Below are 25,862 nucleotides of genomic sequence, written 5' to 3'. Positions count from 1 at the left end.
GCAATATGTAGGAGGAAATTACCTATGCACATTTTTTTAGTAATTTTACAGCTGATAATTGGAGTTATGCTTATAGCAGTTGTGCTGATGCAGCCAGGTAAAACTAACGGGTTGAGTGGACTTATATCTGGTGGAGCAGGTGAAAGCTTTTATTCAAGAAATAAATCAAGGACTTCAGAAGCAATGTTAGTAAGAACAACTGTTATACTAGCTATATTATTTGCAATTATATGTGTAGTGCAAAATTTCATAAAGTAATTTAGATAGCAGTTTGTATAAATAGGGTATATGTTGCTCTATTTATTTTTTTGTGTAGAGTTTCTAAACGAAAAATCAACTTATACTCCGGATATTTTTTACAACCTTCAGCTCGTTAATATTTTGAATTGTAAAAGCATGCCTACGTGTAAGTTGATTTTTAAGTTACGAAATAAATTCTATAGGTTATTGACTTATAGTGTAGGTATAATATATTATTATTTTAAATAAAAAATTTGGGTAATATTGAATATTTTTACCATAATTAAGTCAAGATAATAGTAGGTGGTGAAAAAATGAATATAAAAGAAGCAATTATAAATTTTATGGAAGAACAGGCTTATAAGCCTATGAATATAAGGGAATTAGAGAGCATATTTTCTGTAACAAAGGCTGAAGCAAAAGATTTTAAAAAGGTATTGGATGACTTGGAAAAGGAAGGATTGGTAGTTAAAACACGCAGAAAAAGATATGGAATACCGGATAGAATGGGACTTGTAACAGGTAAGTTTCAGGGACATCAAAAAGGATATGGTTTCGTTATACCAGAAAATGAAGGAGCAGATGTATTTGTTCCATCTTCCTATTTAAATGGCGCCATGAATGGCGATAAAGTAGTAGTAAAGGTAACGAAGATGGAAGATAAAGGTAAAAAATGTGAAGGAGAAATTATAAGAGTATTAGAAAGAGCCAATAAAGTAGTTATAGGCACGTTTGAAGACAGTACAAATTTTGGATTTGTGGTACCAGAAGAAAAGCGTATATATCAAGATATATTTATACCTAAGGAATGTAGAAAAAGTGCCCAAACAGGTGATGTGGTAGTTGCAGAAATAACTGAGTGGCCTGAAAAAAGAAGAAATCCAGAGGGGAAGATAATAAATATATTAGGTAAAAAAGGAGAAAAGGGAATAGACATATTGACCATAATAAAAAAGAATAACTTACCTGAAGAGTTTCCTATAAAAGTTCAGCAATATGTTGAAAATATATCTGAAGAAATTCCAAAGGATGAGTATGATAGAAGAACTGACTTAAGAGATTTACTTACAGTTACAATAGATGGAGAAGATGCTAAGGATCTAGATGATGCTATATCCTTAAGTAAATTGCCAAATGGAAATTACTCCTTAGGTGTCCATATAGCCGACGTATCCAACTATGTAAGGGAAAAAAATCCATTAGATAAAGAGGCATTGAAGAGAGGAACTTCTGTTTACCTTATAGATAGAGTTATACCTATGCTTCCTAAGAAACTTTCAAATGGTATTTGTAGTTTAAATCCTAATACAGATAGACTAACATTGAGCTGTCTCATGGAAATAGATAAAACTGGCAAAGTAGTACAGCATAATGTTGTGGAAAGTGTAATTAGAAGCAATGAGAGGATGACCTATACTGACGTAACAAAAATACTAAGAGATAAAGATGCTGAGACTATGGAAAAGTATAGTTATTTAGTGAACATGTTTAATTTGATGGAAGAATTGTGTAAAATTTTAAACAAAAAGAGAACGGGAAGAGGAGCTATAGATTTTGACTTTCAAGAATGCAAGATAATTTTAGATGACTTAGGTGTGCCTGTAAAGATTGAGCCTTATGAAAGGGGAATATCTAACAGGATAATAGAAGAGTTTATGTTGGTGTGCAATGAAACTATAGCTGAGCATATGTTTTGGACCAATTTACCTTTTGTATATAGGATACATGAAGACCCTGATGAGGAAAAATTAATGCATTTTAATGAGTTTGTACATAATTTAGGATATGTGATAAAATGGGGGCAGGAAGTCCATCCTAAAGCCCTACAGGATATTATAGAAAAAGTAAAGGGTAAAAAAGAAGAGATTGTGGTGAGTACTTTGCTACTCCGTTCTATGAAACAGGCCAGATATTCATCGGAGTGTGTGGGCCATTTTGGACTGGCAGCTAGATACTACTGTCATTTTACATCGCCTATAAGAAGATACCCTGACTTAATTATTCATAGAATTATTAAAGAATTTATAAATGGTAGGTTAACTGATAATAGAATAAAAACATTGGTAAAAGAAGTAGACTATGCTGCAAAACAATCTTCTGAAATGGAAAGAGTTGCTCAAGACGCTGAAAGAGAAGTAGATGATCTTAAAAAGGCGGAATATATGAGTAAAAGAATTGGGGAAGAATTTCAAGGAATAATATCTTCAGTTACTAATTTCGGAATGTTTGTAGAACTTCCAAATACGATAGAAGGATTAGTTCATATGAGTACTTTGGAAGATGACTATTATGTATATGATGAAAAACATTTAAGCCTTGTAGGGGAGAGAAACAGAAACATTTATAAATTAGGTGATGAGATAAAAATTCGAGTATTAAAAGTTGATATGTTCGCTCATGAGATATATTTTGAAGTGGTAAAGGAAATAGATGATGAAGAAAATGGGGACTAGGTAAACAGACGTTATGAAAGGGGATGGGATGCTTTGACTAATAAAAAGTCTAGTAATAAGACTCTTGCAGAAAATAGAAAGGCAAGGCATGATTATTTTATTGAAGAATCCATGGAAGCTGGAATAGAACTGGTTGGAACAGAAGTTAAATCTATAAGAGAAGGTAAATGTAATTTAAAAGATAGCTATGCTGAAATAAGAAATGGTGAGATATTTATATGTAATATGCATATTAGTCCTTATGAACAAGGAAATATTTTTAATAAGGATCCATTAAGAAATAGAAAATTACTTCTTCATAAAAATGAGATAATTAAATTGCAGCAATATACAGCCCAGCAGGGATATACTCTTGTGCCAATGTCTCTTTACCTTAAATATGGTAGGGTAAAAGTAAATTTGGCAGTAGCAAAGGGAAAGAAAAACTACGATAAAAGAAATACAATGCTGGAGAGAGCTGCTAAAAGGGATATAGATAGACAGATGAAAGAGAGATCTAAATATTAGGGTAGGTAGTCATATAAAATAGTTAAGGAATCATATTTCAGTGAATATGATTTCTTTTTTGATATTTTTTACTGAGTTTTTAAATGTTTATTGGTTACTTAAAGAATTTCCTAGGTTAGTTGAAATTATGAATTGTAGTATTAATTGTATCTATAGGTTATACTATAGATATGGACATAAGTATAAATTGGGAGGTGGTTTATTTGGGACGCAAAAATGGAGGCAGAGGTAAAAATAAGGACTTAACTGATTTCAGATATTTACTTAATAAAGATGAAGAAAAAATTAGTGATAGTAAAGAAGAGAAAAATAAGGATAAAGAAGATTAGTCTAATTCTAGGAGGGATGTTATGAAAAATACTTTAAAAGGAATTGAAGTTCATTGTGATGATTGTGGAAAAACATTTAGAATAGAAAAACTAGAAACAGATTGGGTAAATGATAGTGTTAGAAGGACTTATTTTGAATGTCCACATTGTAAAAAAAAATATACTTCATTTTATGAAGATGCTAAGGTAAGAGAAAATATTAAAGATATACAGAAGCTGCAGAAAAAGATGAATGGTATCGTTGCGCAGAATAGAGAAATAATGGAGAGTTTAAAACAAAAATATGAAGCGTAGAAGTACACCTGTTTATTTTACATATTTGTAAAATAAACACAAATAATGCAATAAAATTAAATGAGAAAATAGCATTATTTTTAGAAAATATGTTACCCCCTAGATAATATAATTATTTAGAGGGCTTTTAGGTGATCAAAATTGGATGAATATTTTAAATTTATATCGTTTCTTTTATTTATAAGTATAATTTTGTTTGAATTCTTCTATCAAATTCTGACCAATTATCAGGTTCAGTTTCATCCTTTATCTGACAAATCTTATTCATAGTAGCATCTATGGAATCAGCATAGTTAACTATAAATGATTCTTCTGTTTTCATTTCTCTTGGAGAACCAAATTCAAGTTTTCCATGATGCTGAACAATACAGCCTTTTATTCTCATTATAAAATCCTCTGAATACAGTGTAGGATTTTCCCTAATAGCTTTATCTAATAACTCTACTCCAATAACAATATGACCTTCCATTTCTCCTCTAAGAGTATATTTAAAAGGGCCATCATAATACAATTCATAAACTTTTCCAATGTCGTGGAGTTTTGCTGCTAACATTGCCATTTCTGTTCTCCTGCAGTTATACCTTTCACAAAGCACAGCAGTTAAATACATAACGTTTAAGGTATGTTCTGCAAGGCCTCCTATATAATTATGATGCATGGAAACACCACCTATTCCTCTTTTAAATTTATCTAGAAATAGTTCATCTTTAAAAAAATAATCGTTTAAAGTTCTAGCTTCTTTAGAAATAATATATTTATTTGTATACAGTTCAATTTCCTCCATAATATCTTCAATAGGCCTTTTTGCGGTTGGAAGATAATCTGAAATATTATAATCACAAATTAGTTTATAGTCCTTTATATCTAGAATATTACTTTTAATTCCTTCAGCCTCGAGTACTGTTCCTTGTGTAATATTTTCATTTTTATTTGGCATATTAGCTTTTATTTCTCCACTTTTATCGGCTAATATACATACAATCTTAGAAGCATCTTTAAATATTATTTTCATTACCATTAATGATAGTTTTACATTATGTCCATTTTCTATATTACTTAAAAAAAGCTCTTTTTTATTCATATGTTCCTCCCAATTAAATGTCTTTTCTAAATGTAGTATGTGTAAAAAGTTCATTTATATCAATTTCTAATTGAATGTGCTCTATTTGCTTAATATTTTTTCATAGCAGTAGAATGGCTTTTCTTTTCCATTAAAGTGGATTTCTCCAACAAAATTATAACTGCATTTTTTAAAAAGAGCTTGCATCTTTGCATTTACTGAATAAGTATCTGTTTTTAAATATTTTATATTATTTTTTAGAGCAAGGTCTTCTGTAAATTTCATTAATTCAGTGGCAATTCCGCATCTTCTATAATTCGGGCTAACTGACATTCTATGAAGAACCAAACAATCTTCATTTAATGACCAATTTAATCCATTGTATTCAGCTGGTTCTATTTTATTGATGCACAGGAAACCAATTAATTTTTCGTTCCTCTCTACTACAACTAAATTTTCATTTTGAATATCATCAACAAAATCTTTTTTTTGAGGGTAATTTTCATCCCATTGAGTATTGTTATAAGTACGCATTTCTATAATAGTTTTTCTTATGATTTCCATAATATCCTTTATATCTTCCATAGTTGCTTTTCTTATCACAAGTATCACTCCTAAGAATTTTTTATTTCTTTCCAATGATTTTCAATGTTTTCTCTCATTTTCTTAACTAATTTATAGACAAATTCTTTTTCTTCGCTGCTAAAGTTATGGAAACAAATTTGTATATGTTTGTTTTCTTCCTCAATGATAAATGGATATATATCTAATGCCTTTTTTTTTGGATAAAGTCGCCACATTCTTTTATCAATATCATCCTTTTTTTTATTTATATATCCAGCCTCAATGAGTTTCTGTACGGCTTTTGTTGTTGTAGTTTTGTCTACTTTTAAAAGATTTGATAAGTCAATTTGATTAATTCCAGCATTTTCACATATTCTTGTTAAAAATGTAAATTGACCTTTTTGAAGGTTTATTTCTTTAAATTTCAAATCACTTATAGACTGGACACAGCGGGATAGACCTCCTATTTCCCTTAATATTTGACTATGTAAGATTTCCATAACCTTTCACCTCCTTAAACACTAGTTGAAAGTTCAACTATATTACATTAATAGTAACATATTAAAGTTGAACCTTCAACTTTATTTATTTGCTTTTTATCATATGTAATCTTTTTTTTATGCCTAGGACAAAGAAAAGTAATAAAGGTACTCCAAAGTCAATTGGAAGAGAAAAATACTGCCATACATGCTCCCTTAAATTTAAAAACAACACTCTGTCATGACCTAGATAAAAGGTAACAATTATCATTATTAAGGCAAAAACAATAATAATGAATGGATTTTTCTTTTTTATTCCAGTAGTTTGCATAAAGGCAGTTAAAGAACAGCTTGCTAGAATTCCTGCCTGAGTCATTATACTCCAATACCACAGGGCAACCATAAAGGATTCAAATCGGTGAAGATATTGGGTTATTTGAATGGACCTTACAAAGTCCATACTGGCAATACGCATTAAGGCTACTACATGGGGACCCATAACCATTAATTCTACAATAAAGTAAAAGATAAAAAAAGAACCTCCAATGAGCAAACCAGAAGCTGCGGAGCCAAAAGCTTTTTTTTGGTCATGAACCATTGGAAGAATCATTGCTATAAGTATTTGGGATATGCCTATAAATGTATCAGTCTTTAAAGTGGATTTAAATACATTAGCAACTCCTGAATCAAAAAAAGGTAAAATTCTGTTAATATCTATTTCACCTAGAGAAGCCATGGAGACAAGAAAATAAAAAAATATATCTGCTCCAAAAGCGATAACAGCTGTTCTTCCAATGACCTCAGAACCTTTCCATACTAAATAGAATACTATCAAAATATGCATTGTAGTTACTATTAAAAAAGGTGTTCGCGGCAGTAGAAAGTCAGTAAGATGGTGGACGTACATCGATATTGAACTAGAAGACATGATAAAAAAGTACAGTGTAAGTATTATCCCTAGAACTTTTCCTAATACACGGCCTAACAAGTCCTGACTATATTGTACAATTGTTTTGCCTGGAAAGCTTTGTCCGATATAAACAATGAGAAGAGCAAAAGGTATTATAGTAAGTACACCTATAATACCACTTATCCACATATCCCGTCCTACTTCTCTAGCTAAAATGCCACTTGCGTAGTTGATTGTCGTAGGCCACATAATGCAAATTAAAATATCTCTAAACTGGTTATTGCTAATGGTTTCCTTTTTTTGCATCATAGCACTTCTTACTCCTTTATCTCATATATTATTTCTGTATTTTTATTGGCTCTAGGGGCTTTGCCAATGATACGTGATGAATAGTTACATTTGCAGCTATATTAACTTTGCTGTCTTTAAAAAGCTGATCCCATTTTGAAGATATTTGATTCCACTCTTTTCTATGCTGTCTGTGTAGTGTAAAATTTAAACCGGGAAAATCTATTTGTATATCTTTTGCTGTTAGTATTGTAGATTGGATATCTTTGCAAATGGATTTCTCCAGTGATTCTTCCAACTTATTTAGTTTTTCCATGTCGTTAAAGTTGGTAAGACATGATTGTTCGGTGATGGTAGCGTCTACTTTAAGATTAATTGAAAAATGGGGGACTTCACCATCCAAATAACTCTTGATGGAAGACTTAGAATTTTTAATTTCAAGTGTAATAGGCATACCATCATAGGGGCAATTTACAACCATTATTGATGAGTTCATTTTATTTTTTATCCACAAAAGTCCTCTTGTCCGTTCTTCACTAAGTACAGTGGACATTTTATTGTTGCCAAAAACGTATGCACCACTCGTTTTTAGAATAGGTTCTGATTTTGATTTATCAATAATGATCCTTGAGGTTACTGGACCTACATAGGGGTCAAGATAATCTTCAATAAAATCCTTTAACATTATGTCGTAAGATTTGCCTGTTAAGTTCTTATTTTTAATTATTTTTTCCAGGTATACAGCTGGATCTTTCTCCGTTACAGGAACAACATCAAGAACTTTTCCTGCATCTCCCGGGGTAACTGCAACTAGGGTTCTCAAACGAAGCTCGGGATTCCGAATAAAAAAATCAAATATTTCAAGGGTATTGCTCCGCGCTAGTTGTTCACTTATAACTATTATTTTAATATGAGACCAAAAGATACGACGGGAAGATGTAGAGGCCATATTACGTATTGCCTCAAAAATTGTTTTGCCGGTGCTTGTGACTATCCAGAAAGGTTTAGCCTTTTGACCAGTTCCAGAGCCTGATGGTGTTTTGCTGTAAGTTTCGGGACTTGCAATTTCTGCCGTTACCTTGAACCCATAGTCTGTTTTATCCAGACCAATACTCAATACAAAGGCAAGTTCATCGATTTCTCTCGCATCCCAACAGCCAGTTTGTAGAAGTGAAAGTATAAAAATTAATCCAAAAGCTATCTTCCTCATCTGTATCTCTCCTTTTTTGAAAACAGAATTAACTATTATTATCTTTCTCTGTAGAATCTGCTTTTGGTCCTGGTTTCATGTTTGGGGCTTCTCTTACAATATTTTTACGCGCAATATAACCTGGAAGCCGGTTGATTTTCCACCAGTGTTTTCTAAATACAGTGTCTTCAGTTATGCTTTTGTCTGCTGATATAAAAGGTTCCATGTAGTTCACACCAAAAGAGCGCAGGCTGTTTAAGTGAATAACAATTATACTTACTCCTGCCAGGATACCAGGTAAACCGAGTATAGAAGCTACTATCATTAGGGGAAATCGAAGTAAACGGCCTGAAGATGATGCATTAAAAGCTGGAATGGCAAAGGAACTTATACCTGTTAGGGCTACCACGATTACCATAGCCTGTGAAACAATACCTGCTTGAACTGCAGCCTGACCTATAACAAGACCGCCGACTATACTTACGGCTTGACCTGCCTGTTTGGGTAAACGGAGGCCTGCCTCCATTAGAATTTCAAAAGTAATTTCCATCATAAAGGCTTCTCCTATGCTGGGAAAAGGTACACCCTCACGGGAAGCTGCAATTGACAGGGCCAGTGTAGTAGGTATCATTTCTTGGTGAAAACTTGTTAAAGCAATGTACAGTGAAGGAAGAAAAACTGAAGTAAAATAAGCAATAATTCGAATTAATCTTGCAAAAGACCCCAGAGGGAAACGCTGGTAATAGTCATCTACCGACTGAATAAATTGAACAAAAATTGTTGGGACTATGAGTACATAAGGAGTTGTATCTACAAGAATAGCCACCCTACCTTCTAAGATTGCTGCACAAATTTTATCAGGCCTTTCACTGTGTTCTATCTGAGGAAACATAGATGAAGGGGTATCTTCTATTAATTCTTCAATATAACCACTCTCAAGTATGCCGTCAATTTCAATTTGTCCTAGTCGTTCTCTAACTTCATTTATTACTCCTTCCCTTGCTATTCCTTTAAGATAGGCTATCAATACTGTTGTTTTAGTTTTTGTACCTATTTTAAATGATTCTATCCTTAAGTCAGAACTTTTAATATGACGCCTTATTAGAGCACTATTATTTTCAATGTTTTCTGTAAAACAATCCTTTGGCCCTCTTACCGAATTTTCACTGGTTGGTTCAGAAATTGCCCTGTCCTTCCAGCCTGAGCTTCCTATTATAAGAACTTTGTCTATTTTGTCCAACAAAAGAATTGTATTGCCATCAATTAATTCAGTTACTATGTTATTAATATCAGATTCTTCATTTACGTAGGTGTTGGGTAAACCATACTCTTTTATCGTTTGAAAAAAATCATTAGTATTTTTGAAACCATTAAATCTTTCATTTAGCATCAATGCTCCAATAACCTGTTCATTAATGAGTTCTCTTTCAGCCAGGCCTTTAATAAAAATGACTGCTGCTCTTATTTCAGAACCTGGAGTAATGGTAAAATTTCTTACTGTTATGTCACTGGAAAAACCCAGCATCTTTTTTATTATTTCAATATTAGAAGTTAAATCTAAAGAAAGTTTTATTTGAGGAGGTAACTTTTTTTCAGTTTTTTCATCTTGTTTTTTAATTTTGGATTTCTTGGGATTATGGAAATATTTTAAAATTGACGTAATAAAACCTCCTTTAGAACAATTAAATACAGATTTAGTATGTTTAATATGATTAAAATTATTCACATATGAAGATTTTTAGAAGAAGTTAAAGAAAGTAGAGGTATGGAAATAAGAAGAGTTTTTCAAAGTATCTTTTTGGTAATGAACTATATAATTTGCATAATTTGCTAAAGTTCTAAAGAAAGTGCGATATTTATACATAATAAATAAAAAAATACTATCTTTTTTAAACAAGCGATATTATAATAGACGTAATACACTTTAGTTAACTAAAGATGAATAGGAGGAATTTGTATGCAACAAGAATTAAAAAGAACACTTACCATGAAAAATTTAATTATATTCGGTATGATTACGATGTCACCTCTTGCACCTTTTCAAGTGTTCGGTACAGCTGCTCAAGCAAGTTACGGAATGGTCTCTTTGGTATATCTAATTGGGGCAGTGCTTATGCTTTTTACTGCATTGAGTTATGCTCGATTTAGTAAGGAATTTCCATATGCAGGGTCAGTTTACTCATATGTAGGGAAAGGATTTAATCCACATATTGGATTTATAGCAGGTTGGACTATTTTATCAGATTATATTCTTGCACCTGCTCTTATGTGTTTATTCTCAGGTTTATGGTTAACAGGTATTTTTCCAGGTCTTGATCCAAAAGTTTTAGCAATCATATTCATTATAATAACTGGTCTTATTAACATTCGGGGAGTAGAATTGAATGCTAAAGTAAATACATTTTTATTTATATTACAGATTATAGCATTAATTTTATTTGTAAGCTTTGCTATTAAATTTGTATTTATTGAAGGATTAGGAATAGGAGGATTTTCATTACTTCCAATTTTTCAACCAGAACATGTTAATTTAAAATTTGCTGCAACTGCAACTTCTATGATTCTATTAGGTTTTGTTGGATTTGATGGAATAAGTACATTAGCTGAAGAAGTGGAACAGCCTGAAAAGGTAGTTGGTAAAGCAACAGTTTTAGCATTAGTAACAACAGCTTTAATATTTTTAGTTCAAACTTATTTGGCTTGTTTAGCTCACAGTAATTATGCAAACTTAAATCCAGATATGGCAATGTTTGATATTGCAAAGGAAATTGGAGGACAGTATTTTTATGTGGCTATGCTTCTTATAAATGTAGTTGCAGTTGGACTTGCTGTTACCCTTAATATTCAATCAGCAGTAGCCCGTATTCTATTTGCTATGGGTAGAGATAACATTGTTCCTGGCTCTAATATATTGAAGAAAGTTCACCCTAAATATATGACTCCAGCAAATGCAATTATACTATCAATGATTGTATCCATTACTCTTGTTTTAACATTAAAGTTAACAACCATTTTAATGTTTGTTAACTTTGGTGCAGTAACAGCATTTATGATTTTAAATCTATCTGTAATTGCATATTTCTTTTTCAAGAAAAAAGAAGGTGGAGTGAAAGGATTTTTATTTCATTTATTGTTCCCATTTATAGGATTTGCCGTTTGTGCTTTTGTATGGTCAGGTTTTGATAGAAATACTAAAATTGTAGGTCTTTCTTGGATTTTCATAGGTGTGATTGTTGGATTTATTAAATCAAAAGGATATAAAAAGGAAGGACCTATAATTGATAATATATAAAAAAATGTATGAACTAAAATAAATTACATTGGGTAAGGAGGAAAAGAATATGAGATTAAAAAATAAAGTAGCCATTGTGACTGGAAGTGCAAAGGGAATTGGAGAAGCAATTGTTAGAGATTTTGTAAATGAAGGAGCAAAGGTGATTATTTCTGATATTTTAGAAGCTGAAGGACAAGCTCTTGAGGAAGAATTGCAAAAGAAGGGTTATTCTGTTTATTTTTTTAAAACAGATGTTTCTTCTGAAAAAAATATACAGGAACTTGTTAAATTTACTGTTGAAAAGTTTGGAACAATTAACATCCTATGTAACAATGCAGCTGTTAATATTCCTGGTTCTGTTATTGAGTTAACAGAAGATATTTGGAATAAAACAATGGATGTAAATGTAAAGTCCCACTTTTTAGTATCTAAGCATGTTATTCCTGTTATGCAAAAAGCAGGGGGAGGTTCAATAGTAAATACTGCATCAGCAAATAGTTTTGTTGCAGAACCAAGGCTTTCTGCTTATGTAGCATCCAAAGGGGCTATTCTAATGTTAACAAGAGCAATGGCACTAGATTTTGCAAAAGATAATATTAGAGTAAATTGTATCTGTCCTGGTTGGGTTGACACAACTTTTAATGATGCTCATGCTGAATTATTTGGAGGTAGAGAAGCTGTATTAAAAGATCTTGCTTCCGTACAACCTATTGGAAGACCTATTGCTCCAATGGAAATTGCTAAAATTGCTACATTTTTAGCTTCAGATGATTCTTCTTGCATGACAGGCTCACCTGTTATTGCAGATGGTGGTATCACAGCAGGAGTTTAATAACATTATTATACCGCATACCTGAATTCAGCAGGTGTGCGGTTATTTGTTTTATTATTATGGTGTAGGCAAGGATAATGATTAAATTCCATGCCTGTCATTGAATTAAATTTTCATATTTTTCTTTTGCTAGCTTGATAAACTCCTTTACTGCTTGAGATATATAGCGATTTTTTTGATAGCCAATGGCCAGCGTTCTATGAGTTTTATTATATCTCATGTGGTATATGTTAGTATTTGCAAAGGAGTCTTTATCAAATACTAAATTCTTGTTACTCATTAGAGTTTTAGGATAAAAAGTAATTCCCATCCCTTTTACTGAAAGTGCCAACGCTGTTTCAATACTATCTGTTTCTAAAATAATATTAGGTTTTATATGTTTTTCACTAAACATTTCATCTGCAATAATCCTAACCATATGTCTTGTGTTAAACATTAAAAAAGGGCAATCTTTCAATAAAGCTAAATCTACATCTTTTCCAAGTTGCGCTTTAACTTTATCATAGTTATTAGGAAAGTATTTTACTAATATACTATCTGGAACAATCATAAGAACTTCTTCATTACAAAGAGGTATTGTTTCTACATTTTCTACATTGAAAGGTAACATTGCAACTATTAAATCTACATCACCATTAAGTAATGCAAGGTCTAATTCTTTTGAATTACCTTCGAATAAATGTAAATGAATATTAGGAAATTTTTCGCTATAGTCAGGCAGTATCTCTGGCAAAAATGATAGTCCTCTTGTAGGGGATATACCAATATATAAGTCACCTCGTTTAAAATCTTTGATATCTGACAGTTCTTTTAGAGACTGTTTTCTTAAGTTCAATATCTTTATAGTGTTTTTTGCCAGACTTTTTCCTTCTGGTGTCAACGTTAAAGGTGAGGTGCGATTAAATAATTTCACATTCAAGTCACTCTCTAACTTTGAAATATGAGAACTTAATGATTGTTGAGAGATAAACAGCCTTTTTGCTGCCTTAGTAAAGTTTAATTCTTCTGATGCAACTAAAAAGTATTCCAAATTAAGAAAATTTATCATAATCTAAATCAACTCTACTTTAATATAATGATTTATATATTTCATATACAGTTTGTTCATTTAATTTTGTATAGTTATTTGCCATTAAACGACCTTGTTTAGTCATAACACTTTGCGTAAATTCCTTTAGTTCTTCTTCTTTTACCCCATACTCACGTAATTGTTTTTTAGGAATCAACACGTTTAATAACTCTTCTATTTTAGTGTAAACTTCACTTTCTTTGCAGTTTAAAATGGATGCTAAGAATTTATTTAGTTTTGTAATTTTACCTTGTGGTTTTAAACGATAATAAGTTTTAAATACTCCAATAAACATTTGATAATTTGCTTCTCCATGAGGAACGTGGTAATTAGCACCTAAAGGATAACTCATAGCATGTACTGCACCACACCCTGCATTACCAAATGCGATTCCAGCATAATTGCTTGCAAGTAAAAATTTATCTAACAGGGAAAACCTAGCGTCTGGGCCATTTTTTGAAATTTCCTGATATCCTTTTAAAATCATTTCCATTGCTTTATAGGAAAACATTTCTGTATAGCTTGTAGCCTTTGGTGAAACACTGGATTCAATGGAATGAATTAAGGCATCAATGGAGCTAGTTGCAAAAAATTTAAAGGGTAAATTCTCTAGAAGTTCTGGAATCATAACAGCAAAATCTGCATATAGTTCATCTATGGCAAGACCTAATTTTGTATGTCTTGACTTCAATTCAAGAATAGAAATATTAGTTACTTCACTGCCTGTTCCACAAGTTGTTGGAATTAGGATCAATTCCTTATCTTTTACAAATTCTAATTTGTGATCAAATAAATCAAGTACTGGCGAAACTGTTTTTAATGCAAACAATTTTGAAACGTCAAGGACACTTCCGCCGCCAATGGCAATTACTCTTTTATAAGTAATATCTTTTATATCCTTACAAATTGCTTCTACCATTGTATCATTTGGCTCTCCAGTTCCGTATTTTCTAATAAATATTACATTGGTATCAAGGTTATATTTAGAAAAATATGAAACATAGGTATGCTCACTTGTAATAATTAAGTCTTCTTTTCCTATTTTAAATTTGTCTATAAATTCTTTACATGTATCAAAGGTATAGATTTCTGGTTTAATAGATAATGCCTTCATTTTATTCCTCCACTTTACATATTTTCATAAATTTCTTTTAAATGCTTTGTAAGTTTTATATTTTCACCATAGTCAACTTGACAATCAATAACTGCAGGTACATTTTGTTTAAAGGCTTCTTCTAAAGTTGGAATTAAATCTTCTGCTTTTTCTACTCGATATCCTTTTGCATACATACTTTCTGCAAGCTTTACAAAGTCTGGATTAGTAAAATCTACATAACAGCTTTTACCATAGTGTTCTTCTTGTTTCCACTTTATTAAACCGTAGTTACTATCATTAAATATTAAAACTACAATTGGAGTTTTAATACGTAGGGCTGTCTCTAATTCTTGATTATTCATCATGAAACCGCCATCACCAACAATAGCCAATACTTTTTTATCTGGATTAATTAATTTGGCTGCAATTGCACCTGGAACACCAATACCCATTGTAGCAAAACCGTTTGAAATAATACATGTATTGGGCTCATAACAGTTATAATGTCTGGCAATCCACATTTTATGAGCACCTACATCTGATATGACAATGTCATGTGGTCCCATTACCTTTCTAACATCATTTAAAATTCTTTGGGGTTTCATTGGAAAAGCATTGTCATTTGCATAGCTTTTATGCTCAGCTAGCATTTCTGCTTTAATCTCCAAAGCTTTTACTGGTTCATCTTTGCTAGAAGTTCTTCTCAATATATTGTATAGAGCATCTGAAATATCACCAACTACTTCTACTATGGGCTGATAAAGTTTATTGATGTGTGATGGCCTTGCATCGATATGCACAATTTTAATGTCTCCATTTACATTCCATTTAGATGGGGCATATTCTACAATATCATATCCAATTGTAATTACTAAATCAGCCTCTTCAATAATTTTATTTACATAATCTTTTTGTGGAATACCTATTGTCCACATTGAATATTTGTTATCCATTGGAATAATACCTTTTGCCATCATTGTATTAATTACTGGAATTTTCAATTTAGTTGCAAATTCCGTAACAGCTTTTGAAGAATTTCCCCTTATAGCACCGCTTCCAGCTAAGATAATAGGATTTTTTGCCTTGAAGATTTCACTTGCAGCTTCCTCAATTGTTGATAAATCCGCATGTTCCTTTGGTGGAATTTTCTTTTCCAAAGGCTTTTCTAAAGCACCTACTGGCATTTTTGAAATATTTACAGGTAAATCAATGTGGCATGCTCCAGGCTTTTCACTTTCAGCATACTTAAAAACAAGTCTTATAATCTCACTTACAGTATCAGGACGAACGATTTGTTTACTTCTCTTTGTGATTGGTTCGAACATTTTGCAAAGGTCTAAAAATTGGTGTGATGTTATATGCATTCTTTCAGTACCTACTTGACCTGTAATAGCAACAACCGGAGCACCATCACTATCAGCATCTGCTACACCAGTTACTAAGTTAGTCGCACCTGGTCCTAGTGTTGATAGGCAAACACCTGCTTTTCCTGTTAAACGTCCATAAACATCTGCCATAAATGCAGCACCTTGCTCATGACGGGTTGTGATAAATTCAATAGTTGAATCTGAAATTGCATTCATTATTTCTAAATTTTCTTCACCAGGAATACCAAAAATGTACTTTACTCCTTCGGCTTCTAAACACTTTACTAGCATTTGAGCTGTATTTAGTTGGACTTCTTTTTTTATATCTCTATTCATATAAAACTTCCTCTGATCTTTATAGATTTTATTAAACGAATTAAAATTCATAATTTTAATTAAACAAATTCATATTTGTGATTGTATCAATCATCATACTTCAATTAACAACACTTTTCAAACACTTTTTTCTTATTTTATCACAATAAAATGGTTGTGACTATTATCTGAACCTTTTACATAGGTTTCTTCGACAAATAATATTTTTAAACATTATTCTATTGGATTTTTTATTATTTAATAATATAATGTATTTAATAGTTTATATCTAGGTAATAAAATTATTTAAAGTATTTGTTATATGTAATTATTATTTTATTGGGAGGCTGTTCATATGTATAAATATAAAAATTATATTTTTGAAGTTATTATTTTATTAATTGTGATAGCAGTTTTGTATATGACCAACCTATATAGCTATTTGTTATTTCACAGCTTTGCAGAATTATTTAGTGTAATAATAGGGTTTACTTTATTTATAGTAGCATGGAATTCAAAAAATTTTTCAAAAAAATATTTTGATTACCTTGTATTTATAGGTATTGCATATATGTTTGTATCATTTTTAGATTTATTACATACACTGTCATACAACGGTATGAACATTTTTAGAGGATATAATTTTTATGCTAATCAATTGTGGATAGGAGCCCGTTATCTTGAAAGCATTTCTTTGTTGATACCATTTATATTCATACGTTTTAAGAGAAAATTGAGGCCATATTTAACTTTTGGAATTTATACCGTAGTTACTTTAAGTATTATAGCTTCAATTTTTTATTTCAAGGTGTTCCCTATATGTTTTATTCAAGGAAAAGGGCAAACTTCATTTAAGATAATTAGTGAATATATAATATGTGGAATATTAACAACTGATATCATATTGTTAAGGAAGAACAAAAATAAATTTGATAGTAAAGTTTATGGGTACTTGTTTGGGTCTATTATTTTTACTATAATATCTGAATTTGAGTTTACTTTATATATAAATAACTATGCATTTTCAAATTTGTTAGGGCATTATTTTAAGATGATATCTTTTTATCTTATATATAAGGCAGTTATAATAACTTGTATTACTCAGCCTTATAACACTATATTCAAAGAATTAACAGACAAAGAAAATGAATTAGAAAAAACAGCTGCTACTGATGAAATGACGAAGTTATACAACAGAAGGGCTGGTATGGAGTTTTTGGATAAAGAAATGAAAAATGCATTGAGAAACAAAAATAATCTAACAATATGTTTTATAGATGTAGATAATTTAAAAAAGACAAATGATACTTATGGACATATTGAAGGGGACAATCTTATCTTAAATGTAGTCAAATTGTTAGTCTCTAATGTAAGAAATTCTGACTATGTTTGTAGAATAGGTGGAGATGAATTCCTTATTGTATTTCCTAATATCGCTATAAAAGATGCAGAATTAATTATTAATAGAATAAGAAGTGACATGGACAAGCTTAATGCAGGCAGCTCTTTTAATTATAAAGTAGATTTTAGCTATGGTTTTGCAGAATATAATAATGTAAAAAAGGTTGATATTGATACTTTAATAGAGACAGCAGATAGCAATATGTATAAGAATAAAGTGCAAAAGCGAAAAATGACGGTATAGATAAATTAATTTTCATTTATATTTTTTTATGGTAGTATATCACTATGAGTAGTTATTTGTAGGCTTTCTTATGCAAAATTTTTCTATAAATGGTAATACAATTTAATTGAAGAACTATACTATGAACAAATTACACTTTTTTAATAAGTCAAATTTTTTTTTTACAAAAGATCAAAAATCTAATATTATGCATGATATTAATGTTATTAGTTTTGCAAGAATGAAGTTAATTCTTATTATATTTGTAATAGTTGAAGGTTTATTTATATTATTTAATGATATACCGTACATAATAAATCCTTATTCAAATGTAATTTGGAATGACAGCAGATAATTCCTTATATTTCTCCCTGAAACTTCAATTAATGAAGCTTATTCATTAGCCGAGAATATTAGATTAGCAATTCAAAATAAGGTAATATCAGTTGATAAATCACAAATACAAATAACTGCAAGTTTTGGAGTTTCCTTATTAAAAAGCAGCTTTTTAAACTCTTTTGATAATTCCTATAAATCAGTAGATGATGTTCTTTATCAAGCTAAAAATCAGGGCAGAAATAAAGTTATAATAGTACCATTAGATACTGAAGAATAACTTTTAAGTTTCTTCAAACTAAAAAAATCCCAGTAATTTAAATTTTAGATTGATGTGGGTTTCATCGGTAGAGGCAGCGCATGGTAGCCGAAATTCATGATTACTTATAGTTGAATATGATTACAGCTTTTAATATAATAATCTATATAGCATATAAGAAATAATATTATAAAATGGCGATTAGTTAAATGGAAAAATTGCCTGAAAGACTAAAGAGGCGAAGGATGAAAACAAAAAAATTTGTTAAAAAAAATAAATTTATATTTGCTGGTATACTATTGGTTATTGTATTTTTAGGACTAGTTGGAAGGTTAGGGTATTTAATGGTAGCAAAGGGTTCTGAATATAAATCAATGGCTGTGGAGCAGCAAACAACTACAATACCAATTAGTGCTAAAAGAGGGGAAATTCTAGATAGAAATTCTAATGAATTAGCAGTAAATGAAAGTATTTATAGAGTTGACCTCGATTTAAAAACATTAAGACAAACTTTAAGTGAGAGAAAAATGTCTTTTTCTCAATTAGCTGATAAATTGTCTCCCATACTTAATATGAAACCTGGCGATATTTTAAAAGTATTAAGTACAACACTACCTAATGGATTGCCTGCTAATTCAGCTTTATTGAAAAGGCAGATTGAGAAACCTGTAATGACTCAGGTTAAAGCGTTAAATATTAAAGGAATTATTATTTCACCAGATACTAAAAGGTATTATGTAAATGGAAATTTTATGACAAGTATTTTAGGATTGGTAAATCCTGAGGGCAATGGAATTTCCGGTGCAGAATTGAGCTATGATAAAGAACTTTCAGGTACACCTGGCAGTATGACTTATGAAAAAGATGCAAAAAATAATCAATTACCTTATGAATCTCAAAAATATACCCAGCCAGTAGATGGTAAAAATGTTATTTTAACAATAGATTCAGTTATTCAACAATATGCTGAACAAGCGGCTCAAAAAGCTTTAGAAGATAATAATGCAAAAGCAGTCAATATTATAGTTATGAATCCTCAAAATGGAGAAATATTAGCAATGGCAAATAAGCCTAGTGTAGATCTTAATAATGCAGCAAGTATAGCCAAAAACTCTAAAGATGCTGAAATGCTTTGGAAAAATCCTTCTATTCAAGATAATTTTGAACCAGGGTCTATATTTAAAGTTGTTACTGCAGCAAGTGCTTTAGAAAACAATATTGGATTAAATGATACCTATATATGTGATGGCAGCATAACAATTGATAAAAGTCCTATTCACTGCTGGAATTTAAATGGTCATGGCAGTGAAAGCTTTGTGGATATAATAAAAAATTCCTGTAATGTAGGTTTTGCAGAGTTAGGAAATAAACTAGGTAAAGACAAGCTTGTTGCTACTGCAAAAAAAATGGGGTTTGGTCAAAAAACGGGAATAGACTTACCTGGAGAATCAGCAGGTACTTTGAGAAGTCCTGATCAAATTAATAGATTTGATTTATCTGAGCTTGCTTTTGGACAAGGTGTTGCAGTCAATCAAGTTCAATACATGGCTGCTTTTAATGCAATAGCAAATGGAGGAACATGGATAAGGCCTCATATCATGAAGGATATTACACATGTTACTGATGCAAGCAATGAAGTTATAGATAAAAAATATGATAATTATGGCAAAAAAACTGTGTATAATTCTAAATTAGCATCTGAGTTAAGAGATGATTTAACTAAAGTAGTTACTTCAGGGGTAGGACAAAATGCCTTTTTACAGGGATTAGATATTGCAGGTAAAACTGGCACGGCTCAAGTAGCTGATCCTAAAACAGGAGGTTATGCAGTGGGAAAATACATGTCTTCCTTTGCAGGTATGGCTCCTGAGGAGAATCCTAAAATAACTTTGCTTGTAAGTGTGAATGAACCTAGCGGATCAAATTATTATGCTTCAGATGTTTCAGCACCTGTGGCGAGAACTTTATTTCAGGAGATATTTAATTATATTGGTATTAAAGGTGAGAAAAGTGTGTTAAATTAATATCTCAACTTTCGCAAAGTTTTTAAACTGCGAAAGTTGAGCTAATACATAATAAATATATTATTTATTACATTTCTAAGTCTGCCTCTAATTCATCAATTTTTTTTGAAATATAGGTTTGAAAATCCTGATCATGGACAAAGACGAGATTTGATTTTATAAGAAAAATTGATGAACGGACTGCAGATTCTGCCAGAATATAAGCTTGCTTTACATCTGATGCTGATGTTTTACATCCATGTTTATTAACAAATCTTATAGCGTAAATTAACTCTACAATATTATTGGCCATACTTAGAGGTATCTCTATAGCTGTTTTAAAACTATTTTGCAATTCCTTTTGTTGAATTTCTTTTTCAGCATCTGTAGTTAACTTCATTAAATACAAATCTATTACTTTTTTAAAGGCTTTTGTATCTTTATCAATATCATTAAGAAAAATCTCCCTATAGGAAGAACATTCCTCAGCTATTTCTTTCATTTTAGCTGAAATATCGTGATATTTGGGTTTTTTTGAGGTAAGGTTAGCAGCCATTTCAGTTAATGCTGCTGCAGAAGCTGCGCTCAAGGCAGCTATGCTTCCTGCAGCTGGAGTTAATGGTTTAGAAGCTATATTTTCTAAGAAAGAATTGATTGGTTTATTACTTAGCATTTAGTCACCTACTTTTTTAAACTAATATTAATAAGTAAAATGTTATATTTTATCCGATGGCTTCCATCCTCTTAAGCAAACTCCACCTGAGTCTAAGAATCACTTGATGAAATTAGTATGCCCATGGATATAAAGTCTAAACGAAATTAGAAATGTAATAGATAAATTTCACTTTCCTAATTTTCTAAAATATCCTGTTCTCTGAATAGGCTTAAAACCGCTGCATCGTAATCGTATAATCTTTCTGATTTCTTAATTTTTTTTGCATATTTTGCATTGTTAGAAAACACCTGAATCATATAAGACCATAATTCTTTCATTCTAAACAAGACAGTCCTATCTCCAAAAAGTACTTTTTTATAATCTTCATAAATCTTGTCATGAAAATCTTTTAGTAATATTTTATCTAGTTTAGTATTATTTTTAATATTATTAATCAATCCGGGGTTGGCTAATAATCCACGGCCAATCATTATAGTTTTTACACTGCAGAAATCAGCCGTAAATTTCTTATAATCTTTAACTGTAAAAATGTCACCATTATAGCAAACAGGATTTTTACTTAAAGACAGAGCGTCCTTAAAAATTTTCATATTAGGCTTATTTTTATAAAAATCTTTTTGAATCCTAGGATGAATGATAAGTTCTTCTATAGGATATTTGTTAAATATTTCAATTAAATTATAAAATTCTTCTGGCCTGTCTTTTCCTATTCTAGTTTTTACTGAGATTTTTGCTGTAGCCTCTGAAAAAATTTCATCTAAAAATGCATCAAGTTCTTTTGTTTTTGAAAGGAATCCAGATCCTCTATTTTTTGAGACGACAGTTCCAGAAGGACATCCTAAATTTAAATTGACCTCAGTATATCCCATTTGCTTTATTTTTTTTGAAGTATGTATAAAGTCTTTTGCATTATTTGTTAGTAATTGTGGAATCAAAACTATACCTTGGTTGTTTTTAGGTAAAATATCATTTAATTCCTTTGTTTTAAACTTATCACTTTGATTTGCAAAAATAAAAGGTGAAAAGTATTTATCTATTTTATTAAAAAAGGCATTATGGGCATTTCTATAAATGTACCCAGTCAAACCTTCCATAGGTGCGAAATAAAAATTCATATGTTTAAAAGCTCCTTTATTTAAGTAGTGCTATTACCACATTCATATTCTCATAACAAATATTATACTTTATTGTCACTTATTATTTCAAATCTAGTTTTCCACAGCTGTTGAAATAGTTATTAAGCTAAACAGAGTTCTTGGTTTCAGGTGGAGCTTTTTTTTCCATCTGAAACTTAGAAATCGTTATCCAGAGGCGTAGCAGCCGTTATCCCCCCACTTTATAAGAAGATTGGGGTATTACGGCTGGTAGCCATCGGATAAATCTCCCATAAGGAAGTGGTTTAACTAAAATTAAGCTACATAGGTATGATATTGTGTGGATAATATGTGCATAACTTGTGAATTAATAAATGATAATGTTGAGGCACCTTATTTCTTAGTCCTCATTCAATCATACTTAATTACATAATTTGTATATATTGTTGACAGTATCAAAAAATATGATATACTTATAGTCAGTGCTGAGTATAAGGAGATTACAAATGAAAGTACAATTATATATTCTAGGGATTCTTATGAGATATGGTCCTCAACATGGATATAGTATAAAACAAATAGTATCAGATAACATAGCAGCCTTTGCTAAAATCAAACTTCCTACAATTTATTATCATTTAGATAAACTGGCTGAAAAAGGTTATATAAATTCTGTTATCGAAAAGGATGGCAATAGGCCTGAAAAAACAGTATATTCTATTACTGATTTAGGAATTGCTTATTTTAATTCTTTGCTTAATAAAATTTTAGCTGAAAATTATAGTGTAGAATTTGATTTTGATGGAGTATTATATTTTTCTGACTTTGCTGATAAAGATGCTGTTATTAAAAACTTAAATAGACAAAAAGAGTATATAGAAAATAAGCTGAAAGAATTAGCTAGAAATAAAGATAATACAGTAAGTAAATTGTTACCTGATTACAGAATTTACTGTATTAGCATATTTAATCATCATATATATCATTTAGAAACTGAATTAAAATGGATAAATGGAACATTGAAGGAACTCTCTTAAGAGTTCCAAAAAAATGTTATTATAGTCAGTACTGAGTATAACTATGGAGGTATATTTATGGAAAAGAGTCTTTATTCAAGAAATTTTGAAGTTAACTATTATGAAGTGAATGATAGTATTTGGAGAACGATCTCACATTTAAATTTGCAAAGAAAAACTTCCTAAGGCATGTATAGCTCACACAATGATGAGTAATAATGCTTAAATACTAAGCAAGAAAATCTAATTTATACAAACAAGAGTAAAAATGATGGCATTAAATTATTAGATAATAGAGGAGTAAAATTATGGCTTATAAATTGAAAGAAGTAACAATAAGAACGAGTAATTCTGAAGAAGGAACAAAAATAATTAATGAAATCTGGGGTGATATTACGAGCGGAAAGTTGCCTCTTCTTTTTGATAGTGGGCACATGTTCCAAAAAGGCGTTTCTCCAGTTTCAAAATATAGTAACTATTCTAGTGATGAAAGTGGAGATTATGACCTTACCATAATGGCTGTAACAGCTGATTTTTTTGGAAAAATGGAAACAGCAGTAAGTAAAGGCTTATACAAAAAATATGATGAAAAAGATGAAAACGGAGAAATAGGTATATGTACAAGAAAGGCATGGGAAAAAGTATGGCGTGAACAAAAATCGGGAGATATAAAGAGAGTTTTTACCGAAGATTATGAGAGTACCGTTCCAAGTGAATATACGAAAGATGGAAAGGCACATTGTTATTTATATATCGCCATTCAGTAGAATGAAAAAATGAAAAAACCGTACTGAATTTCTCCAGTACGGTTATGTATTCGTGGATTTCAGTGGAGGTGAAGCATGGACTTTTAAAATCCACTACTTTGAATAATCGAAACTCTAGTATGCTCATTACCTATAATTTTACATTTGGATTTAAATATTGTTCTCTTTTTTTAGTCTTTCCCTTATAATCAATTGCCTTATTTGGGCAGCTTTGAATACATGCCACACATAATTCACAATGATGATTCCAGTTTGGTTTATCATCAATCATTGTAATATTATTTACTGGACATCTTTTTGCACACAAACCACATCCTGTACAATTATCATCTACTGTATAATATTGATCTGCTTCATGAAATTCATTTATATGTTTATAAAAATAATTACTAAACACACGGTCTATAACAGTATGGCTTTTTTCGATTCTGCATTCTTTTTTACTTTTTACACAGTCAGAAATATAGATGATTTTCTTTCTTTCTTTTGCAAATAGCTTGTCCTGAATCTCTTTGTTCTTTGCCCCATAACCCAAAATATAGTTACCAGGCATATTAATCAAGAATCCTGCAGACAATTTCAATCCATTCTCTTTCAAAATATCTTTACACTGATCAAGTGCTTTACCTGGAAGTCCTCCATAATTTGCAATAGCATAAATAAATGTATCATCTGAAACATCTAGTTTGCTTAAAAAATCACAGATAATTAGAGGCAGTCCCCAATTATATACAGGAAAAATAATTCCAAGTGTGTTTTCAACTATTTTCTCTCCAGAAAATTCTGTAATCTTATGGATTTTACATTCGCCCAGTTCTGCACTCAAATCATTGGCAATCTGCAAACTATTTCCAGTACCTGTAAAATAATATATCCTATTCATATTATACCTCCAACGAATTCATCTTACGTTTCTTATATTATTTTAAAAGAAATGGAGGTATAATTACTTTCAATTAGTTGCTATTCTTCTATTGTTTTATACACATCTCTTAAAGATATGCCAAACATCCGTTTACACGTTGATGAACAATGGGATGGGCTGTCAAACCCTGCTAACATACATGCTTCAGTAATATTCCTGCCTTCACAAAAATATTGATAAGTCTTATGAAGTTTTTCAAATGCAAGATAGCTATGTAATGTCATTCCTGTCTGTTGCCTAAATAAATGGGATAACCGGCTCTTTGATACATATATCTGATTACATAAATCATCAACAATTGAAGGTTCAATTGTCTTTAGTCCGCTAATATAAGAGAGAATTTTTTCTATTCTTTCTTCATATTCACGATTACCTGAATTATCAATTCCACACTGCTGTAACAGCACTGTAGCAAGTGTTTCTTTATCAGTCTGATGCTTCATATATTCCTTAAGTATTCTGTCAACAACATCATCAGTTAGAATCATATAAGGTTTTCCATTAAGATATTTTCCCTTTATTGAAGCAGCATATCTGCTTATTTCAGTAAATAAGAAGACAATTGAGCCCTCTTTTGTCATTACTCCTGTATGTAGTATATTTGAATCAATACAAACTCCCTGACACTTTATCTTTTCTTCATTAATATTCCATTCCATTTCCCCACCTAAAGAAATGATAATATGAGAAGCAAGATGTTTGTGTGGTTCTGGATTTTTATAATCAGCTAATATCATCATAGAATCATAAGATTTGAAAATCTTTGACATTACTTTATCACCCCCTTTAAGGTAAAATACAATCTTTTAAATCTATCAATTTTTATTTTATCAGACACAATGTTGTAAATTCAAGTTGCGGATTTGCAACTATAGATTGGTGTGAAGTATAATAAA

General features: G+C 30.7%; 26 protein-coding genes. 13 read left to right on the top strand and 13 right to left on the bottom strand.

The genetic code is table 11. The annotated features are described in order from the left end of the window. The first annotated feature begins 24 nt into the window (after window positions 1–24). From secG to CLRAG_RS10465, 5 genes are all read left to right on the top strand, one after another. Window positions 25–258, top strand: a complete 234-nt coding sequence (gene secG / locus CLRAG_RS10480) for a preprotein translocase subunit SecG (protein ID WP_065078393.1) — start codon at window positions 25–27, stop codon at window positions 256–258. A 296-nt stretch (window positions 259–554) separates the two neighbouring features. Then, window positions 555–2,693, top strand: a complete 2,139-nt coding sequence (rnr, locus tag CLRAG_RS10475) for a ribonuclease R (RefSeq protein ID WP_065078392.1) — start codon at window positions 555–557, stop codon at window positions 2,691–2,693. A 33-nt stretch (window positions 2,694–2,726) separates the two neighbouring features. After that, window positions 2,727–3,200, top strand: coding sequence for an SsrA-binding protein SmpB (gene smpB, locus CLRAG_RS10470; protein WP_065078391.1), 474 nt, complete (start codon window positions 2,727–2,729; stop codon window positions 3,198–3,200). 203 nt (window positions 3,201–3,403) lie between these two features. Further along, window positions 3,404–3,529: a hypothetical protein gene (locus CLRAG_RS21240; protein ID WP_275507577.1), complete on the top strand. Its 126-nt coding sequence runs from the start codon at window positions 3,404–3,406 to the stop codon at window positions 3,527–3,529. 21 nt (window positions 3,530–3,550) lie between these two features. After that, entirely contained in the window at window positions 3,551–3,823 is a 273-nt protein-coding gene (locus CLRAG_RS10465) for a hypothetical protein (protein ID WP_023162452.1), read from the top strand. A gap of 178 nt (window positions 3,824–4,001) precedes the next feature. On the opposite strand, the gene CLRAG_RS10460 is transcribed toward CLRAG_RS10465, so the two are convergent. The 6 genes from CLRAG_RS10460 to CLRAG_RS10435 all read right to left on the bottom strand — a co-directional run bounded on the left by CLRAG_RS10460 (window position 4,002) and on the right by CLRAG_RS10435 (window position 10,039). Beyond that, on the bottom strand, window positions 4,002–4,904 hold the full coding sequence (locus CLRAG_RS10460) for a 3'-5' exoribonuclease YhaM family protein (protein WP_065078390.1): 903 nt from the start codon (window positions 4,902–4,904) through the stop codon (window positions 4,002–4,004). A gap of 81 nt (window positions 4,905–4,985) precedes the next feature. Continuing rightward, window positions 4,986–5,486 carry a GNAT family N-acetyltransferase gene (locus tag CLRAG_RS10455; protein WP_065078389.1) on the bottom strand — a complete coding sequence of 167 codons (501 nt, stop codon included), beginning with the start codon at window positions 5,484–5,486 and terminating at the stop codon, window positions 4,986–4,988. Between the two features lie 11 nt (window positions 5,487–5,497). Continuing rightward, entirely contained in the window at window positions 5,498–5,947 is a 450-nt protein-coding gene (locus tag CLRAG_RS10450) for a MarR family winged helix-turn-helix transcriptional regulator (protein WP_065078388.1), read from the bottom strand. Window positions 5,948–6,032: 85 nt separating this feature from the next. Next, entirely contained in the window at window positions 6,033–7,145 is a 1,113-nt protein-coding gene (locus CLRAG_RS10445) for a GerAB/ArcD/ProY family transporter (protein WP_065078387.1), read from the bottom strand. Between the two features lie 28 nt (window positions 7,146–7,173). Continuing rightward, window positions 7,174–8,334 (bottom strand): Ger(x)C family spore germination protein, encoded by a 1,161-nt coding sequence (locus CLRAG_RS10440; RefSeq protein ID WP_065078386.1) that lies wholly within the window; start codon window positions 8,332–8,334, stop codon window positions 7,174–7,176. 28 nt (window positions 8,335–8,362) lie between these two features. After that, the gene (locus CLRAG_RS10435) at window positions 8,363–10,039 is read right to left on the bottom strand and encodes a spore germination protein (protein ID WP_242872132.1); all 1,677 of its coding nucleotides are present in this window, start codon (window positions 10,037–10,039) and stop codon (window positions 8,363–8,365) included. Window positions 10,040–10,270: 231 nt separating this feature from the next. Here CLRAG_RS10435 and CLRAG_RS10430 point away from each other — a divergent pair, with 231 nt between their 5' ends. Then, complete coding sequence (locus CLRAG_RS10430) at window positions 10,271–11,605, top strand: APC family permease (RefSeq protein WP_065078385.1); 1,335 nt, start codon at window positions 10,271–10,273, stop codon at window positions 11,603–11,605. 49 nt (window positions 11,606–11,654) lie between these two features. Then, entirely contained in the window at window positions 11,655–12,419 is a 765-nt protein-coding gene (locus CLRAG_RS10425) for an SDR family NAD(P)-dependent oxidoreductase (protein WP_065078384.1), read from the top strand. A gap of 97 nt (window positions 12,420–12,516) precedes the next feature. Here CLRAG_RS10425 and CLRAG_RS10420 read toward each other — a convergent pair whose 3' ends face one another. The 3 genes from CLRAG_RS10420 to CLRAG_RS10410 are packed head-to-tail and all read right to left on the bottom strand — an operon-like array spanning window position 12,517 to window position 16,287. Continuing rightward, window positions 12,517–13,467: a LysR family transcriptional regulator gene (locus CLRAG_RS10420; protein ID WP_065078383.1), complete on the bottom strand. Its 951-nt coding sequence runs from the start codon at window positions 13,465–13,467 to the stop codon at window positions 12,517–12,519. Window positions 13,468–13,486: 19 nt separating this feature from the next. Further along, the gene (locus CLRAG_RS10415) at window positions 13,487–14,602 is read right to left on the bottom strand and encodes a 4-hydroxybutyrate dehydrogenase (protein ID WP_065078382.1); all 1,116 of its coding nucleotides are present in this window, start codon (window positions 14,600–14,602) and stop codon (window positions 13,487–13,489) included. Window positions 14,603–14,616: 14 nt separating this feature from the next. Beyond that, complete coding sequence (locus CLRAG_RS10410) at window positions 14,617–16,287, bottom strand: acetolactate synthase large subunit (protein ID WP_065078381.1); 1,671 nt, start codon at window positions 16,285–16,287, stop codon at window positions 14,617–14,619. A 334-nt stretch (window positions 16,288–16,621) separates the two neighbouring features. Here CLRAG_RS10410 and CLRAG_RS10405 point away from each other — a divergent pair, with 334 nt between their 5' ends. The 4 genes from CLRAG_RS10405 to CLRAG_RS10395 all read left to right on the top strand — a co-directional run bounded on the left by CLRAG_RS10405 (window position 16,622) and on the right by CLRAG_RS10395 (window position 20,509). Further along, window positions 16,622–17,911 (top strand): sensor domain-containing diguanylate cyclase, encoded by a 1,290-nt coding sequence (locus tag CLRAG_RS10405; RefSeq protein WP_065078380.1) that lies wholly within the window; start codon window positions 16,622–16,624, stop codon window positions 17,909–17,911. 121 nt (window positions 17,912–18,032) lie between these two features. Beyond that, a complete protein-coding gene (locus tag CLRAG_RS21090; protein WP_065078379.1) occupies window positions 18,033–18,245 on the top strand; it encodes a hypothetical protein in 213 nt (70 codons plus the stop codon). A 6-nt stretch (window positions 18,246–18,251) separates the two neighbouring features. Continuing rightward, window positions 18,252–18,506, top strand: a complete 255-nt coding sequence (locus CLRAG_RS21085; RefSeq protein WP_275507579.1) for a GGDEF domain-containing protein — start codon at window positions 18,252–18,254, stop codon at window positions 18,504–18,506. A gap of 224 nt (window positions 18,507–18,730) precedes the next feature. After that, complete coding sequence (locus tag CLRAG_RS10395) at window positions 18,731–20,509, top strand: penicillin-binding transpeptidase domain-containing protein (protein ID WP_065078378.1); 1,779 nt, start codon at window positions 18,731–18,733, stop codon at window positions 20,507–20,509. A 67-nt stretch (window positions 20,510–20,576) separates the two neighbouring features. On the opposite strand, the gene CLRAG_RS10390 is transcribed toward CLRAG_RS10395, so the two are convergent. Continuing rightward, window positions 20,577–21,161, bottom strand: a complete 585-nt coding sequence (locus CLRAG_RS10390; protein WP_065078377.1) for a cyclodeaminase/cyclohydrolase family protein — start codon at window positions 21,159–21,161, stop codon at window positions 20,577–20,579. A 176-nt stretch (window positions 21,162–21,337) separates the two neighbouring features. After that, window positions 21,338–22,279: a tRNA dihydrouridine synthase gene (locus CLRAG_RS10385; RefSeq protein ID WP_065078376.1), complete on the bottom strand. Its 942-nt coding sequence runs from the start codon at window positions 22,277–22,279 to the stop codon at window positions 21,338–21,340. 485 nt (window positions 22,280–22,764) lie between these two features. On the opposite strand from CLRAG_RS10385, the gene CLRAG_RS10380 reads away from it, so the two are divergent. Both CLRAG_RS10380 and CLRAG_RS10375 read left to right on the top strand, forming a co-directional pair. Further along, complete coding sequence (locus CLRAG_RS10380; RefSeq protein ID WP_065078375.1) at window positions 22,765–23,295, top strand: PadR family transcriptional regulator; 531 nt, start codon at window positions 22,765–22,767, stop codon at window positions 23,293–23,295. Window positions 23,296–23,582: 287 nt separating this feature from the next. Further along, window positions 23,583–24,041: a hypothetical protein gene (locus CLRAG_RS10375; RefSeq protein ID WP_065078374.1), complete on the top strand. Its 459-nt coding sequence runs from the start codon at window positions 23,583–23,585 to the stop codon at window positions 24,039–24,041. 130 nt (window positions 24,042–24,171) lie between these two features. On the opposite strand, the gene CLRAG_RS10370 is transcribed toward CLRAG_RS10375, so the two are convergent. Next, complete coding sequence (locus CLRAG_RS10370; RefSeq protein WP_065078373.1) at window positions 24,172–24,924, bottom strand: EFR1 family ferrodoxin; 753 nt, start codon at window positions 24,922–24,924, stop codon at window positions 24,172–24,174. 80 nt (window positions 24,925–25,004) lie between these two features. Further along, window positions 25,005–25,736: an AraC family transcriptional regulator gene (locus CLRAG_RS10365; RefSeq protein WP_065078372.1), complete on the bottom strand. Its 732-nt coding sequence runs from the start codon at window positions 25,734–25,736 to the stop codon at window positions 25,005–25,007. Window positions 25,737–25,862 lie beyond the last annotated feature (126 nt).

The sequence above is a fragment of the Clostridium ragsdalei P11 genome, from assembly GCF_001675165.1.
Lineage (GTDB): Bacteria > Bacillota > Clostridia > Clostridiales > Clostridiaceae > Clostridium_B > Clostridium_B ragsdalei.
Note: the sequence above shows the minus strand (reverse complement) of the source record. Positions and strands in the feature narration are given on the sequence as shown.

Bases quoted from the DNA above. Each gene is read 5' to 3' on its own strand.
- secG (WP_065078393.1), top strand. From the start codon at position 25: ATGCACATTTTTTTAGTAATTTTACAGCTGATAATTGGAGTTATGCTT.
- CLRAG_RS21090 (WP_065078379.1), top strand. From the start codon at position 18,033: ATGAACAAATTACACTTTTTTAATAAGTCAAATTTTTTTTTTACAAAA.
- CLRAG_RS10410 (WP_065078381.1), bottom strand. From the start codon at position 16,287: ATGAATAGAGATATAAAAAAAGAAGTCCAACTAAATACAGCTCAAATG.
- CLRAG_RS10380 (WP_065078375.1), top strand. From the start codon at position 22,765: ATGAAAGTACAATTATATATTCTAGGGATTCTTATGAGATATGGTCCT.
- rnr (WP_065078392.1), top strand. From the start codon at position 555: ATGAATATAAAAGAAGCAATTATAAATTTTATGGAAGAACAGGCTTAT.
- CLRAG_RS10395 (WP_065078378.1), top strand. From the start codon at position 18,731: ATGAAAACAAAAAAATTTGTTAAAAAAAATAAATTTATATTTGCTGGT.
- CLRAG_RS10450 (WP_065078388.1), bottom strand. From the start codon at position 5,947: ATGGAAATCTTACATAGTCAAATATTAAGGGAAATAGGAGGTCTATCC.
- CLRAG_RS10420 (WP_065078383.1), bottom strand. From the start codon at position 13,467: ATGATAAATTTTCTTAATTTGGAATACTTTTTAGTTGCATCAGAAGAA.
- CLRAG_RS10465 (WP_023162452.1), top strand. From the start codon at position 3,551: ATGAAAAATACTTTAAAAGGAATTGAAGTTCATTGTGATGATTGTGGA.
- CLRAG_RS10430 (WP_065078385.1), top strand. From the start codon at position 10,271: ATGCAACAAGAATTAAAAAGAACACTTACCATGAAAAATTTAATTATA.
- CLRAG_RS10390 (WP_065078377.1), bottom strand. From the start codon at position 21,161: ATGCTAAGTAATAAACCAATCAATTCTTTCTTAGAAAATATAGCTTCT.
- CLRAG_RS10375 (WP_065078374.1), top strand. From the start codon at position 23,583: ATGGCTTATAAATTGAAAGAAGTAACAATAAGAACGAGTAATTCTGAA.
- CLRAG_RS10460 (WP_065078390.1), bottom strand. From the start codon at position 4,904: ATGAATAAAAAAGAGCTTTTTTTAAGTAATATAGAAAATGGACATAAT.
- CLRAG_RS10385 (WP_065078376.1), bottom strand. From the start codon at position 22,279: ATGAATTTTTATTTCGCACCTATGGAAGGTTTGACTGGGTACATTTAT.
- CLRAG_RS10425 (WP_065078384.1), top strand. From the start codon at position 11,655: ATGAGATTAAAAAATAAAGTAGCCATTGTGACTGGAAGTGCAAAGGGA.
- CLRAG_RS10370 (WP_065078373.1), bottom strand. From the start codon at position 24,924: ATGAATAGGATATATTATTTTACAGGTACTGGAAATAGTTTGCAGATT.
- CLRAG_RS10440 (WP_065078386.1), bottom strand. From the start codon at position 8,334: ATGAGGAAGATAGCTTTTGGATTAATTTTTATACTTTCACTTCTACAA.
- CLRAG_RS10445 (WP_065078387.1), bottom strand. From the start codon at position 7,145: ATGATGCAAAAAAAGGAAACCATTAGCAATAACCAGTTTAGAGATATT.
- CLRAG_RS10405 (WP_065078380.1), top strand. From the start codon at position 16,622: ATGTATAAATATAAAAATTATATTTTTGAAGTTATTATTTTATTAATT.
- CLRAG_RS10365 (WP_065078372.1), bottom strand. From the start codon at position 25,736: ATGTCAAAGATTTTCAAATCTTATGATTCTATGATGATATTAGCTGAT.
- CLRAG_RS10415 (WP_065078382.1), bottom strand. From the start codon at position 14,602: ATGAAGGCATTATCTATTAAACCAGAAATCTATACCTTTGATACATGT.